Raw genomic sequence first — 14,981 nt, forward strand, 5'->3', positions numbered from 1 at the left:
CCGCAATGTGTTCCATTGCTAGAATTCGCGACGTAGTCCTAATCTGAAGAGATGCTATTCCTGCTTCTTGGGGTCCGGATAATCCTTACCGAGCGTATCAACCGTCACTTTCTTCATGACGGGCACCTCAAGCGGCTTGTCCATCTGATCCCGCTCCAAGCCCACGATCTCCTCAGCCGTTTCCATCCCCTCAATCACCTTACCGAAGGATGCGTACTGTGCATCCAGGGAAGGAGCATCCGCAACCATGATAAAGAATTGCGATCCGGCGGAGTTTGGATCCTGTGCGCGGGCCATCGATAATACGCCTGTCGTATGCTTTAGGTCATTCTGAAAGCCGTTGGACGTAAATTCGCCGGGAATAGCGTAGCCAGGTCCCCCCGTTCCGTTACCGTCAGGGTCGCCTCCCTGAATCATGAAGCCGGGGATGACACGGTGAAAGCCTGTCCCGTCATAGAATCCTTGTTCCACCAGGGAGATGAAATTGTTCACGGTATTCGGCGCAACCTCTGGATAAAGCTCCAGCTTTATCGTTTTGCCGTTCTCCATCTCAATCGTGACAATAGGATGGCTGGCGTTCGGGTCCGGCACATTCTGCTTAACCTCGGGCTCCTTCGGGGGTTCCGTTTCGGGTGCTGTTGCCCCGTTTGTCGAACCTGTTCCGCCGCCTGAGCCGCTTTCGGATCCCTTGTCATTCTGACCACATGCCGTCATCACAAGCAGCAGCCCAATGATGACAAATAGGGCGGGCATCCAGCGTGTTCTGCGTTTCAACATCATTGATTCCTCCTGTGTTATTCCTTATCAAGCCTTAAGTATTTAATCTGTATCATATTTTATCACAGGTTGGACAAGTACTGAAAATCGAAAAAGATGAGTATACATATCTAAAGCTTCCATCGAAGTAATCTCACAGAAGATAGACCGCGTATAGAGGATGTTTTCCTTGCGATGATCGAGTCGGTTCAGCTTCTCGTTCTATTTTCAAAAAATAAGCCTCCGGACTTGTAGCAAGTCTGGAAGCTTAAGGGAAGGAAAACTTTGAACTGTCTCTACTTCGCCGGAAATATGCCCTCCACTTTGTTTAGAGGGAGCAGAATCCGGGAACGGTTCTTATCCTTGGCAAGCAATTCAATAAAATCGGCTCCGATTCTGACCAGACGGATCCGGTTAAAGGCACCACGGGTAGGGAAGGTGGTCCGCACACCTACCAGCATCGTTTTGCCCGGCGGCTTGACATCAAATACCCGAACCGAGTTGAGACTGGACGGTATAAAGAGCTCGCCATGTACCTTGATGAAATTTTTCGGAAATACCCGCTGTAAACGTCCGGGTTCTAAACCGGTGTTCGGTGCGTTGACTTCAACCAGATGACCGGTTAAAGTGGCCAGTCGCTGCTGGAGCGTGATTTTATGTCCGCAGGGATGGAGCGGCAATCCTTTCATATTCAGCATCATCCTTCCAGGGTCGTATAGTGTAGTGTATGTTGGAAGGTATGACATGGGTGAACGTAGAGGTTCACATTTCCGGCGTGAAGGATCAGGAAGATGAAGAGTTTCCGCGGTTGCTCGTTTCACTGCCATCCGGCTTCTCGTGTTTAATGCTGCCTTGGTATCGGGATACTGTCCGGATATGAATCTTCGACAAACAGACCAAAATCCTCATCAATATCGCGTTCGGTCACTAAACGTTGATTCTCGTCAGAATGCTTCTTCATCGGCGGTTCCTCCTAGTGAATCTAGTCTTTGAAATGGTTGGCTAGTATAAGAACTGATAGCTCGACCCATACTGTTTTACTATAAAGATGTTGTATGGGAGGCATAGGCATGGAAAGAAAGGGAAACATATTAACAGCACTCATATGGGGTACCTTGATCGGCATCTTGCTGTGGATGTCATTTCTCGGCTGGCTGGATATCATATTCGGAAAATAGACGATCGTACCCATACTAGTATAAGACCCGCCTTCCTATTGGAGAGGCGGGTCTTGCAGGTTTAGTCGTCTCCGCCATGGCTGCCGTTTAGTAGATCGATACCGTGCATCTGCTCCGTCGGCGGGGCAGCGGGGTCCACCGGGCTATTGGCCGCAATAGCGTCCGCATCCGGTACATCCTCCAGCGGCTGGTACTCATCTTCTCCGGACGGGTAATCTTTAAAAATGTCCTGGTTTAAAAACGCAGTCCCGCTGCCGGTTAATGATGCGTCTGCTGCAAGCCGCCGCTCCGTATCGCCGGAGTATTGGCCGATAATTTCGTCTCCGGGACGAGAAGGGGGTTCGCCTTCGACGGCCCGCCATTCCCGATCCGTTACATCATCTGCGACATCGCGAATGTAGGTTTCATCGACTGGTCGATCCCCCTCTATCCGGTCTGCTTCTGCCTGCTCTGAGGGTGAAGAGGAAAAGGTTCTCTCGTCGGCAATGGTCCACTGCTCGGGATCAGCACCGGTAGCTTCCCATGCATCGATGGCGCTGTGATCCGGGTCCATACGCTCCTCCGGTTTTGCATCCGCAGGTGCCGCTTCATTCAGATCATACGCGATATGGTCCGCATCTTCGCTGCTTAGGCTTTGCTCCGTGTAGGTGTTGACGTCTCTCAGATCATCTTGCGGAATCATCTCCGTATCCTCAACTCTCCGCTTAGCCTCGAATTCCAAATATGTCAAGTCTGCCAGCGTATTCCGATTGTTTTCGTCGCGCATATTGACCATCTCCTTCTATGATTTCAAATACATTTCAAAATACAACAGGTTTCTATACTTCGACTTTACCCGCTGAAGCAAGAATGAATCTCGGGTACGTTCAGGCGATGATGAACCATACAAGTTCTATCTTTCCCTGTCATTTGCAGCATTATGAAAATTTTAAAACAGGAAAAATGGACGAAATTCAAAACAAACGGGAGAAAATGTATGATTTCGTGGAATAGGTCCGCTAAATAGATAATGAAATTTTGAAATGATCCCGTTATAATCGAAAAAGTGACTATCGGACCGGGACAATCCTGAGAGAGGATTGTCAATCAACAACAATAGGACAGGAAGTGATTAGGACTTTGTTTCAATGGATTAAACAAGGCTTCTTTGGCAACTCACGCAGAGATATTTTGTCAGGATTGACGGTAGCGTTCGCTCTCATACCGGAAGCGATCGCATTCTCTATCATGGCGGGTGTCGATCCCATGGTCGGACTCTATGCTTCTTTTGTGATTGCTGTCAGTATTTCATTTTTCGGCGGACGTCCCGGTATGATCTCCGCAGCGACAGGGGCCATGGCATCATTAATGGGACCGCTCGTGGCGATGCACGGGATTGAGTATTTGTATGCGGCAACGATTCTTACAGGAATCTTGCAATTGTTGATGGGGGCGCTCAAATTCGGACGGTTTATTACGTTTGTCCCCCAGTCGGTCATCACCGGATTCGTGAACTCGCTAGCCATCATTATTTTTCTGGCCCAGCTTCCGAATTTCAAGGGTGAATCGTGGCCGATGTACTTGATGGTCATCGGAACGCTGCTCATCATCTATTTGCTGCCGCTGGTTACCAAAGCGATTCCCTCGGCGCTTGTTGCCATCATCGTAATGACGATCATAGCGGTGTGGTTCAAGGCTCCTGTGCAAACGGTGGGGGACATGGGCAACATTACGCAGGCTCTTCCGTTCTTCCACATTCCGAATGTAACCATCAGTTTGGATATGATCATGACGATATTGCCTATTTCTCTAGCTCTTGCTGTCGTCGGGATGACGGAATCGCTGCTGACGGCGTCGCTAGTCGATGAGCTGACGGATACCGGCAGCGACAAGAACCGCGAAATCCGCGGTCAGGGTGTTTCCAACGTGATCACAGGATTCTTCGGCGGCATGGCCGGTTGCGCTATGATCGGACAGACGGTGATTAATGTGAAATCAGGCGGTCGCACCCGGTTATCAACCCTGGTGTCTGGTGTGTTCCTGCTGTTTCTCATCATTGTGCTCGGCGACGTCGTGAAACAAATTCCGATGGCAGCGCTTGTCGGGGTCATGTTTATGGTTTCCATCGGTACGTTTGAATGGGGATCGCTTCGCACACTTCACCGTGTTCCGCTGGGTGACGCCATTGTCATGCTGGCAACGGTGATCATCGTGGTGGCAACGCATAATCTGGCCATCGGGGTCATGACCGGTATTATGTTAAGCGCGTTGAATTTCGGCTGGAAAATGGCAAAAATCCAGGCCATACCGCATGTGCAGCCAAACGGTACGAAGGTATATGAAATCCGGGGGCCGTTATTTTTCGGTACAATGATGTATTTTATAAACCTGTTTGACGTGAATGAGGACCCTGAGCATGTCGTGATTGATTTTTCCAAATCCCATGTATGGGATCAGTCAGCCACGAATGCCATTTCCAAGGTATTGAATAAGTACAAGGAAGCGGGTAAAGCCATTACACTCGTGGGGTTGAACGATGAAAGTCAGCGGATGGTTGATAAAGTCGGCCTTGCTTCAAGCTCCACACACTAGAAACGAAAAGGGATTGCTTTTTAGCCTTAGGGTTAAGAGCGATCCCTTTTTATTTTGCCTTTATGTAATAAAAATTTTACAAACGGAACAGACGTTTCATGTTATATTGATTGTAAATGAACACGAAGTTTGTCGAATCAGCCGGACGGTGAAGATGCGGACTTTTATTGACTATAGACGGTTAGAGGTGCTGACTAGATGAAGGATATGCCCAAATACATATTCCTGCTTCTGCTGGTAGTGCCGCTGCTGCTGCTTATATCGATCATATCACCGGGAAAATCGGAAGCAAAGAATGCTCAAACCGTGATACCCGATTGGCAGTTTATGTGGGATGACGAACAACAGGATGTTGTTTCGCCGGTCAACCTGCAGGGAAGAAGTTGGTTGGCGGGAATACCAGACAAGACGGGACCCCCAAAGTCAGATGGGGTGTATTCAGCATGGAATCGTTTTACTTTGCCCGCTCTCCCTTGGAAGCATTCGGCCATCATGATTGCCCGCATTAAGGGACAGGATGTTTTGGCTTTTTTGGATAATGAACAGGTGTATGAAGCCAAGCGAGACTATATGTATACGAGTCATTCTCTTCTGCTTCCGATCCATCCGGATGATGCTGGCAAGACCGTTTATATATGGACAAACGGCGTCAGGGATATGACGTTAGGCATCGATGGCGATATTATACTTGGCGAATATGAGCATCTGCGTGGAAGCTTTATTAAGAATGACCTGGAAGATTTCATATTGGGCAGCTCGTTTCTGTTTATTGCGGTGGTCATGTTTTTCTGTTGCTTGTTCCTTCCGAAGCATACGGTATCCAGTTGGCTGTCGCTTAGTGTGATTATTCTGGCAAGCGGGGCTATGCTTATTACGTATTCGCCGTTCCTATACACCTTCTATGGAGACCTGGGCAACGTGTGGGTCGCGGTGTTTGATATTTCACTCTTTGCCGTGCTGCCGGCGCTGTATTACTATTTTGAGAAAATATATGGTTCCGGACCCTATCGAGTCATTCGCTACTGCCGAAGATTTCAAATAGCCTACTCCATAATGTGCCTGATATTTCTAGTTGCCCAGGTGGTCAGCGATCATTCATTTCACGAGATTTACTATCTTGTTTCGGTGAAGATCTTGGGCATTCTGATTATCCTGCAGATGCTGCTGCTTGTCGGTACCACGATTCTGTATGCTTCCAAGCGGAATAAGGACGCTTATATCTTTTCTGTTGGTTTCGGGATGATGGCGTTAGCAGCGCTCGGAGATCTGCTGGCCTTTTATTACCATGACGGACAATATCATTTCTTTCTATGGAAATGGGGCATCATCGGACTGATTGTCTCTCTGATCGTCATGCTAGGGCGTAAATTCGTCCGCAGCCATGAGCAAGTGCTGCAGTATTCCAGGAAGCTAGAGATGTTTAATAATGAACTTCAGCGATCGGAGAAAATGGAGATTATCAGCGAGCTGGCCGCCTCGGTTGCACACGAGGTTCGCAATCCGCTGCAAGTGACGCGCGGCTTCATGCAGCTTCTGGCACAGAACTCCAAGCAGGCGGAGAAGGAGTATTTTGGACTGGCGCTGAAGGAGCTGGACCGGGCTTCGGGGATCATCACGGATTTCCTCACGTTTGCTAAGCCTGAATTGGAGAATGAGGTCAAGCTGAATGTGTATGAGGAGCTGAAGCATGTGAAAGGCATCCTGCTGCCGCTGGCCAATCTTAGCGGGGGCACGATCGAGCTGGATGTCGCGAAGGAATTATACATGACCGGTAATTCTTCCAAACTTAAACAAGCAATGATTAATATCGTCAAGAACAGTATAGAGGCACTGGATGGAGAAGGGGGTATTCGCATATGGGCCTATGCCAAGGGTGAAGAAGTGGTCATTCACATCAAAGATGACGGCATCGGAATGGATGCTGCGGATCTTGAGAGACTGGGTGAGGCGTACTTCTCCAATAAGTCCAAAGGGACGGGGCTCGGCTTGATGGTCACCTTTCGAATCATCGAAGCGATGCATGGCACCATTCATTTTGTTAGTGAAAAAGGAAGCGGGACAGAGGCTATTATCCGCTTTCCGGCCGTACCTGCTTTGCAGGAGGGGGAAGTATAAATTTAAGAGGGATGCCGTAACGGTATCTCTCTTTGTTATATCTTTAATAGAAAATTTTATCATTTTTCCGAATATTAGAAGGTGGAAGGTTTTGTTGCATCGAATAACACAGTAAGAGTTTCACTCATTATAATGTTTGAGGTGCGTCAATGAGGTCTGGATGGATAATCGCTGTGTTCCTGATCATCGTTTTTACTTTAAGCCAGGGGTTTCCCAGGCTTGTCTTTGCCACCGAAGAAACGGCAGCTCGTGCAGCGATTAAGGAGTGGAGAATCCTCTGGTCGGAATCCCGAGGGATTCCGGAGAGCGTGCCCGTCCACATCAATGACTGGATGGAAACTTCGGCCGGTGATTCGAAGCCTTTTAAGCCGCATACCAAGGCATCCGCGTGGATTTATATGAGGATTCCCGAGATCGCCTCTACTTCCCCTGGCATTTTGATTGATAAGCTCCACGGGCAGAAGGTTGCGGTTTATGCGGACCATGAGAAGATTTACGAATCTACCCGAACGTACAATTATGAGCTTAATTACATTTTGCTTCCTCTGCATCAGGATATGCTCGGCAAGGATCTTCACATCTGGCTGGAGACCGCTAGGGATCATGTGACAATTGAAGGGAAAATCCTCGTCGGCGATTATCAAGACATGTTTAATCGGTTTGTTAAGTCGAATTTGATGGACATCATTCTCGGTAGCGCCTTCATATTTATCGCATTGGTGATGTTGATCTGCGCTATTTTTCTGAACAGAAAATATTTGATCGCTGTATTATCCTTATCTTTAATTATTTTATCTGTAGGCATCCTGGTGTTTACATACTCCCCGTTTCTTTATACGATTTTTAATCAATATGGCAATATGTATACTCACTTATATGACATCTCATTATTTATCTTACTTCCTTCGTTCAGTCTCTTTTTTGAAAAAATCTTCGGGCCCGGCTGGAAGGGTTCGATGCGTAAACTCCGCAAGTTCCAGATCGTCTACTCGCTGTTTTGCGGGCTGTTTCTGATTGCTAATCAATGGGGTTCGAATCAATGGTTCGACCTGTATTATTTCTTCTCCGTTCATGTCATGGGTGTTGTGATGATCGTTCAATTTGTATTGCTGGTCGGAAGCTCCATGTATTATGCCGTTAAGGGAAATAAGGACGCTGTTATTTTTAATGCAGGCTTTGCGGTATTCGCTGTTGTAGGCTTAAGTGAGCTGCTGCAATTTTTCCTCACTCGGGGCAGCTATAACCTCTTCCTTTGGAAATGGGGGATTGTCAGCTTTATTATCGCCCTGATTGTCATTCTCGGACGGCATTTTGCCAAAAATCACGAACGGATTCTTCAATACTCCAAGGAGCTTGAGATGTTCAACAATGAACTGCAGCGTTCGGAGAAAATGGAGATTATCAGTGAGCTAGCAGCATCGGTTGCGCACGAGGTTCGTAACCCGCTGCAAGTAACGCGGGGTTTCCTGCAGCTTCTCACCGGAAAAGCCCAAGCTGCTGAACGCGAATATTTAGATTTGGCTCTGGTGGAGCTGGACCGTGCTTCCGGCATTATTACGGATTTCTTAACCTTTGCCAAACCGGAATTCGGCAAAGACACCGTGCTTCGAGTTTCGGAGGAGTTTAAGCATATTGAAGGCATACTAGGCCCGCTTGCACACCTCCAAGGAGGCAAGATCACCGTAGATATTCCGGAGGATATTACCATTCGGGGGAATTCCTCGAAATTCAAGCAGGCTTTTATCAACATTGTTAAGAATAGCATCGAGGCGCTGGGCGAAGAGGGATTGGTCCATATCCGCTGCTATCGCCAGCAAGACCAGGTATATATTCATGTTGTGGATAATGGCGAAGGGATGGGGCCCGATGTGTTGGCACGGCTGGGAGAGCCTTATTTCTCCAACAAAACGAAGGGGACGGGGCTTGGCCTGATGGTGACCTTCCGCATTATCGAGGCGATGGATGGAGACATTTATTTTACGAGTAAAAAAGGAGTGGGGACGGATGCCGTCATTACGCTTCCCGCAGCTGGCGAATAATTCGCTAAGCTGCGGCAGCGATGACGGTTATCGTCCCCACTCTTTGTACCGATTACTTCTATTTATGAAATGTCCACGCTGTTATGTAGTCTTTACCAGATGGCTCTTTCTTTGGCTTCTGACTTGATCACGCCTGATGGATTCGGAGGAATGACCAGATACAGCTCGTTAGGGTTCTCTTCAAGCGTTCGAATCTCGATGTGGTCGGGAATCCGTACCCCAAGAACTTCCTTGATGGCGTATTTCGGATCGCTGAGCAATTTTGCCTTAAAGCTAGGATCCTCCCAAGCTTTCTGAATCAATTGTGTTTGAAAGATGGCTTCTGTCGTCATAAGAATCACCCTTTCAAATAAATTGGTTATTTTTTACTCTTAAAGAATACCATGGAACAAATATAAAATCTATTATTTTTTGCTTAGAATAGACAAATAATAGTTTAACCCGCCATAAGAAAGCGTTTCTTTGCTGTTTTCGATATGATTCGCTTCGGTTTGAAGCTCATCCACCAACGTTTGATGAAAGGAGATGAGATGGGGGGCATCTATATCTATCGATAAGAGATGAGTATGGGTCGCTGCGGCAATGTCTGCATAGGGCTTCATCATGTTGTTGATATAGATGGCTTCTTGAACTTCGGGCAGCGTCAGATTCGCGCCATGTGGTCGTCCCAATTCCGATTTAATGAGAGACAGCAGGCAGTTGTAGCTGCCATCCGCAAGATCCTGCTTCCAATCGGTCCAATCGTCCATCATCTGCAAGGTCAGCAGAACCTGGTTCATCACATCATTCGTTCGTGGAATGAGGCTTGCTTGATCAGATAACAGCAGTGCGGCAGTGCTTCCGAGCTTTACGGGAGCTGCCTTTTTTGCAATCATGGCCCTGTTGTGCTTAAAGTAATCGTCCCGGGTTTCGTGGAGGACGCCTTCAGACCATTCATGCGTGTAGTTTTTGAAATAAGACCAGAAGTCGGAATTCGCTGGAAAGTAGGGCTGATAGGATGTGAGAAACTCGTAATACAGCAGGTTGGCAAGTGCGAGATGGTGTTTAGGATCTATGGGAGACTGACTGTCATAGGGCGAGTCCATGATGTCATCTTGAATGAAGTAGTACAACATGCCGATAATGTTGGCCGCTGAGAGGTGACGGTATACATCGGCGGGGAGTGAGGTCAGTTCTTTCATCCAGAAGGGAAGCAGATAACAAATGTAATTTTTGGAACTGTCCTGCTCGAACACGTCAAACTTTCTCAAGTATGAAAGACCGATTTCATTCAAGGGAGCAGGGAGCTCGGAAAGCCTTGCTTCGCAGGCTGAGAATGCGGCAGCAAGATCGTCCTCGAATGGCTTGAACCAGTTCATGGAATCACCAACCTATTCTATTTTTAAGGAACCAAGTGCTTACTTGCTATATTAACATGAATCATCATAAAGTTAAATATTACCAGCTGCATTGAATGGGGTATTATGGGATTTTTGATGCTGTGGCGGGTTCTTTTGCAGGCGGTACATCGGTTTTCTTGTTTGATTATGGCGACTGACGTTTAAGTTAGGGGTGTACAGCGATAAACCGAAAATGACCACGAGGAGGAATTCATATGACTCAGAAAATTGTAGGAGCTTTTCGGACGGAGCAGGAAGCAACCCGGGCCATTGAGGAACTAAAGCAGCAAGGTTTCAGAGCCGATGAAATCTCGGTTATTGCCAAGGATCGCGGTGAATCTTCTCATATTCAGGACGAGACCGGCACCAAGGCACCTGAGGGCTTGGCATCCGGAGCGGCCACAGGCGGTGTGTTAGGCGGTGTAACCGGATTGCTGGCCGGTTTAGGTGCATTGGCCATTCCGGGCATTGGTCCGATCATCGCGGCTGGTCCGATCGCGGCAACACTTACGGGAGCAGCCGTAGGCGCTGGGGCGGGCGGATTGGTTGGTGGTTTGATCGGCCTCGGAATTCCGGAAGAGCAAGCAGAGGAATATGGGGGCTATGTGGATGAAGGCCATATTCTGGTCATGGTGGATGCAGATGAAACGAATGGTGGCCGGGTATATGATATATTCCGCAGCAATAGCGCCATTAATGAACATCATTACCGTGAAGAAGGCATTTATAGCGGTACCGGTGCGCCGATAGACTCACGCTCTGAAGCAGCGGTTGCTACCGAGAATGCAGTTCCAGACCCTAACCTATATCAAGGTTATGGTGATGGTAATGGCGGTGCCATAAGTCCGGATCGGGATGAGATTTTGAAGAGACGATAAGGTTATTTGTAAAAATATGGATTAACAATAACAAACCGCCCGGGATGAACCGGGCGGTTTGTTCATGCGCGTTAATGTGTGTTTACCGCTTATTGCGCTGTCTCTGCGCTCCCCTCGGCCCGTAACCGGGACCGCCAGGTCCGTGCCCTTGTCCAGGAAATCCGTGGCCACCGGGGTATCCCGGATAAAATGGAGGATACGGATAGACCGGATAGTAAGGTGGATAGTATGGATAAGGATAGAACGGGTATCCAGGAAAAGCCCTGGAATACCAAGGCTTGTTAGGGATTGAAGGCCTCTTTTAGGATGATGACTCAAGCCATGCACCTCTTTCTATCAGATAGGTTATTTCATCCTATGTGAAAGCGGAGCTGAAATCTAGCAAATAAAAAGGTGCAAATGACCTCTCCGCTAAGGGGAAGGATCAAATGCACCTTCAGTGTCCACCTAAAGTCAAATATACTGAAGACCTGCTGTGTACGGGAGAGGAATAGGATCAAAGGTTACGCTTCCGTTTGCCCGATAAGATGATTCCGGATCAAACAGGAGCGAGAGCAACCCCTCATCATCCAGTTCCAATACTTCATTGTTCAGGGTTATACGGTAAGGACCATGTTCGCCATCTGCCTGAATCAGCCCCTCAGGCAGCACAGGAGCCAACTGGCGAAGCAGTTCCGGGCCGCTAACCAAATAAACGGTCCCCTCATTCTGAATATATTCAGGCATGACGCCGGTAGATTGGATTAATGCTGCCAGCTCTTTATCCTGCCAAGGCAGCGGAACCGTTAGCTCTGAAAGGTTGAAGGACGAGATCGCCTCGGCTATGACCAGTGCCGCCGCTTCAGGGCTTCCCCCCCATTCTACAAGGGTAGACTCTCTCGAAGGAGTCATCACAACTCCGGGTACCGCGATGATGGCAAATGCGGTCAGCACGCCGTCTTCTTCGGCGACAAGCACCTGCTGCTCAAGGCGGATCACGTTGGAGTAGGCGCTTGCATCTAGCAGCTTGTTAAGCTCCGAAGCCGTGGTGACATAACCGGCTTCCCGCTGCTCCATTAGCCTTTGAAGGTGGAATAGATCCTGCGGCTGCATCGCCCGAATGCGCACTTGTTTTCCCGTCACCGTCCGCAAGGGCTCAATGGCGCCCTGGTCAAGTTGGAACCGGAATGCACGGCCGAACAAACGGCTGCCTGCCCGGGTGTACAGGGATCTGCCGCCGGAAATGAGGATTAAGGATGCCCCAGAAGCTTCCCCATGACGGATACACTGTTCCAGGAGACTGCCTGCGAGTCGCTGACCCCGGTAATCCGGATCCGTACATACGGAGCCGATGGAATAGACATTTAACCTTGCACCGCGTGTTTGAATGGTAAATGGTACGAATCCCATGAATGAGACGAGTTTGTCTTGATCCCAGGCGCCGTAGGAATGGCTGATTCCCGGCGAGAATATTGGAGGAAAGGATACCCCCATAGAAGGCTGTTCCGGCTGCTTCAGAAAAATACGGTTGGACAGCTCAACAGCTTGATGCAGTTGATCGCTTTTCATAATAGAAATGTTCACTCGATTGACGCCTCCCCTATGTATGTCGCTTGTTACCAGTATAAAGTCTTTGGGTGTGGAATTTCCAGTAAACGTTTGCAACTTCTTTGTTTGTCCGGCTTCGTCGTAATCCGTTCTTGAAGAAGCACTTGTTGTGTGCGAGGAAGGGTTAGTTTTCGGGTAATATAACTTACGAATCTGACACCGGAGGGATGAGCTTGCCAAGTTTTGTTGATTCCATGATTTTATTATGCGGCGCTTTGCTTCTGACAGGCGTACTCACCACCAAGTTTTCTTCTCGCTTCGGCATGCCCGCCCTGGTGCTGTTTATTGCCATCGGGATGATTCTCAGCCGCTTCATTTATTACGATAATGCGGAGCTCACCCAGCTGGTCGGGATATTTGCGCTGATTGTTATATTGTTTCAAGGCGGGATGCAGACCGATTTCAAAGAAATCAAGCCGGTTTTGGGGACGGCGATTTCGCTTGCCACGATAGGTGTCTTGCTGACAACGGTTGTTGTCGGAATCTGCGCCGCATTCATTCTGGATATTTCGTTACAAGAGGGGCTGTTAATTGGTGCGATCGTTGGTTCGACGGACGCGGCGGCCGTTTTCTCGGTTCTCGGCGGAACGAATCTGAAGAAGCGGATTCGAATGACGCTGGAGGCTGAATCCGGAAGCAATGATCCGATGGCGGTGTTTCTAACCGTGTCCTTAATCGAATGGATCGAACACCCGAAATTACATTTGATCGGTCTTATTTTTTCCTTCGTGAAGGAGATGGGATTGGGCCTGGTTGTCGGTGTTCTTATTGGAATGCTGGCTGTATATGTGATCAATCGCATCAATTTCGATTCCTCGGGTTTATATCCCGTGACGGCATTGGGATTCGCCGTACTGACTTATGCCGCTGCCGCGTGGCTTGGTGCCAGCGGTTTGCTGGCCGTATACGTTATGGCTTTGCTGCTTGGCAACACCGAGCTGACGTACCGCAAGACAATTCAAGCATTTAACCAAGGTTTTGCATGGATGATGCAGATCGTCATGTTTGTGCTACTCGGGCTCCTTGTTTTCCCGAACGAGCTGTCGGAGGTCGTATGGCAAGGACTGTTATTGTCTTTGATTCTCATATTAATTGCCAGGCCGATCGGCGTGTTCAGCAGCCTGTTGTTCACCAAATTTGCCATGCGGGAGAAAATATTAATTTCATGGGCGGGCCTTCGCGGGGCCGTTCCGATCGTCCTGGCTACATATCCCGTTCTGGCGGGCATCAGGCATGGAGAATTGTTTTTTAATGTCGTGTTCTTTGTTGTGTTGACCTCAGCGGTGATCCAAGGCACTACGATCTCTCCGCTTACGCAAAAGCTTTCGCTGGTGGAGAAGGATAAAGCCAAAGCACCGACTTTATTAGAGTTAATGGCTCTTGGACAAGCGGATTCCGAGATCAACCACGTTCTGGTGGATGGAGATTTGCCCATTGTCGGCAAGGAGATTCAGCAGCTGAATCTGCCAGATGATATCCTCTTTACGGCTATTATTCGGGAGAAGCGTATCATTACGCCTAAGGGGAGTACGGTCATTGAGGCAGGGGACACTATATATGTGATGAATCCAAAGCAAAAGCGGAAGGAAATGAAAACGATCCTGGGCTTGTCCTAGGGTTCTTCACGGCCGGAGAGATATGATGCCTGTCATTGCAGTTGATCTTAAAAATAAATTAGGATAGGTATAAATAGGAGGTAATTTCTTCATCCTATCTTCATCTGATGAGTTTCGATTTCCTTTGCAAAAGAGACAAGAATCTGTTATGATTAATACAAGGATTTAGAATAAGTCTAAATACAATATTAAAGGAGACGATATAAATGAGTAACTTAACCCAACAAGCACAAGGAACAACAACCGAAGAACTTCTACAAATTTTGAACACGCAGGTAGCCAACTGGAGTTTGCTTGGTGTGAAGCTTCACCACTATCACTGGTATGTAAAAGGTCATCAGTTCTACGTGCTGCACGAGAAATTCGAGGAACTGTACAACACAGCAGCGAGTTATGTGGATGAACTGGCAGAGCGGATGCTGGCCATTGGCGGTAAACCGGCAGCCAGCATGGCGCAATATTTGAAGCTGTCCACGCTGCAGGAGGTTTCCAATGAGAATACGGCTGAACAGATGGTCGGACAGCTGGTTTCGGATTTCGAGCAGCTTGCCAACGAACTGAAGGCGGGCATCGAAGCCGCGGATCAAGAAGGGGACGACGCTACATCCGATCTGTTGACCGGCATGGTCAGCAATGTACAGAAGCATTCCTGGATGCTGAATGCCTTCTTGGGAAAATAAATTTCACATCTGTATGCTTGCCGTCTCATGACGGATTGTGGAAATAAAAGAGAGAGATCGACCTCATGGGGGTTGATCTCTTTTTTTATTAACCTTATGAGTGATGTTATAAGATTAAATTTAAAATTTATTGCGTCTTTCTTCCATGCCCTGCGTATACAGTTTATAGTTATTTTTTAATT

At 48.1% G+C, this 14,981-nt stretch carries 12 protein-coding genes; 6 read left to right on the forward strand and 6 right to left on the reverse strand.

Annotated features, from left to right (window positions below; all coding sequences use genetic code 11):
• Nucleotides 1-54 precede the first annotated feature (54 nt).
• The 3 genes from MHH48_RS07740 to MHH48_RS07750 form a co-directional block, all read right to left on the reverse strand.
• The gene (locus MHH48_RS07740) at nt 55-777 is read right to left on the reverse strand and encodes a peptidylprolyl isomerase (RefSeq protein WP_076323017.1); all 723 of its coding nucleotides are present in this window, start codon (nt 775-777) and stop codon (nt 55-57) included.
• A 275-nt stretch (nt 778-1,052) separates the two neighbouring features.
• The gene (locus MHH48_RS07745) at nt 1,053-1,445 is read right to left on the reverse strand and encodes a hypothetical protein (protein ID WP_076323018.1); all 393 of its coding nucleotides are present in this window, start codon (nt 1,443-1,445) and stop codon (nt 1,053-1,055) included.
• Nucleotides 1,446-1,995: 550 nt separating this feature from the next.
• Complete coding sequence (locus tag MHH48_RS07750) at nt 1,996-2,700, reverse strand: hypothetical protein (RefSeq protein ID WP_076323019.1); 705 nt, start codon at nt 2,698-2,700, stop codon at nt 1,996-1,998.
• Nucleotides 2,701-3,053: 353 nt separating this feature from the next.
• Between MHH48_RS07750 and MHH48_RS07755 the strand changes: the two genes are divergently transcribed.
• The 3 genes from MHH48_RS07755 (at nt 3,054) to MHH48_RS07765 (ending at nt 8,659) form a co-directional block, all read left to right on the forward strand.
• Entirely contained in the window at nt 3,054-4,505 is a 1,452-nt protein-coding gene (locus MHH48_RS07755; RefSeq protein ID WP_076323020.1) for a SulP family inorganic anion transporter, read from the forward strand.
• A 198-nt stretch (nt 4,506-4,703) separates the two neighbouring features.
• Nucleotides 4,704-6,620 (forward strand): HAMP domain-containing sensor histidine kinase, encoded by a 1,917-nt coding sequence (locus tag MHH48_RS07760; RefSeq protein ID WP_076323021.1) that lies wholly within the window; start codon nt 4,704-4,706, stop codon nt 6,618-6,620.
• A 149-nt stretch (nt 6,621-6,769) separates the two neighbouring features.
• Nucleotides 6,770-8,659: a sensor histidine kinase gene (locus tag MHH48_RS07765; protein ID WP_179090639.1), complete on the forward strand. Its 1,890-nt coding sequence runs from the start codon at nt 6,770-6,772 to the stop codon at nt 8,657-8,659.
• Between the two features lie 92 nt (nt 8,660-8,751).
• On the opposite strand, the gene MHH48_RS07770 is transcribed toward MHH48_RS07765, so the two are convergent.
• Nucleotides 8,752-8,991 (reverse strand): NHLP leader peptide family RiPP precursor, encoded by a 240-nt coding sequence (locus tag MHH48_RS07770; RefSeq protein WP_076323022.1) that lies wholly within the window; start codon nt 8,989-8,991, stop codon nt 8,752-8,754.
• A gap of 72 nt (nt 8,992-9,063) precedes the next feature.
• The gene (locus MHH48_RS07775) at nt 9,064-10,017 is read right to left on the reverse strand and encodes a hypothetical protein (protein WP_076323023.1); all 954 of its coding nucleotides are present in this window, start codon (nt 10,015-10,017) and stop codon (nt 9,064-9,066) included.
• Between the two features lie 236 nt (nt 10,018-10,253).
• Here MHH48_RS07775 and MHH48_RS07780 point away from each other — a divergent pair, with 236 nt between their 5' ends.
• Nucleotides 10,254-10,916: a general stress protein gene (locus MHH48_RS07780; protein ID WP_076323024.1), complete on the forward strand. Its 663-nt coding sequence runs from the start codon at nt 10,254-10,256 to the stop codon at nt 10,914-10,916.
• A gap of 453 nt (nt 10,917-11,369) precedes the next feature.
• Here MHH48_RS07780 and MHH48_RS07785 read toward each other — a convergent pair whose 3' ends face one another.
• On the reverse strand, nt 11,370-12,479 hold the full coding sequence (locus tag MHH48_RS07785; protein ID WP_076323025.1) for a GNAT family N-acetyltransferase: 1,110 nt from the start codon (nt 12,477-12,479) through the stop codon (nt 11,370-11,372).
• A gap of 191 nt (nt 12,480-12,670) precedes the next feature.
• On the opposite strand from MHH48_RS07785, the gene MHH48_RS07790 reads away from it, so the two are divergent.
• Together MHH48_RS07790 and MHH48_RS07795 are read left to right on the forward strand one after the other, a co-directional pair.
• On the forward strand, nt 12,671-14,119 hold the full coding sequence (locus MHH48_RS07790) for a potassium/proton antiporter (protein WP_076323026.1): 1,449 nt from the start codon (nt 12,671-12,673) through the stop codon (nt 14,117-14,119).
• A 206-nt stretch (nt 14,120-14,325) separates the two neighbouring features.
• Nucleotides 14,326-14,799 (forward strand): DNA starvation/stationary phase protection protein, encoded by a 474-nt coding sequence (locus MHH48_RS07795; protein ID WP_076323027.1) that lies wholly within the window; start codon nt 14,326-14,328, stop codon nt 14,797-14,799.
• Nucleotides 14,800-14,981: the final 182 nt, after the last annotated feature.

This window comes from Paenibacillus sp. FSL F4-0100 (genome assembly GCF_037993005.1).
GTDB lineage: Bacteria > Bacillota > Bacilli > Paenibacillales > Paenibacillaceae > Paenibacillus_AQ.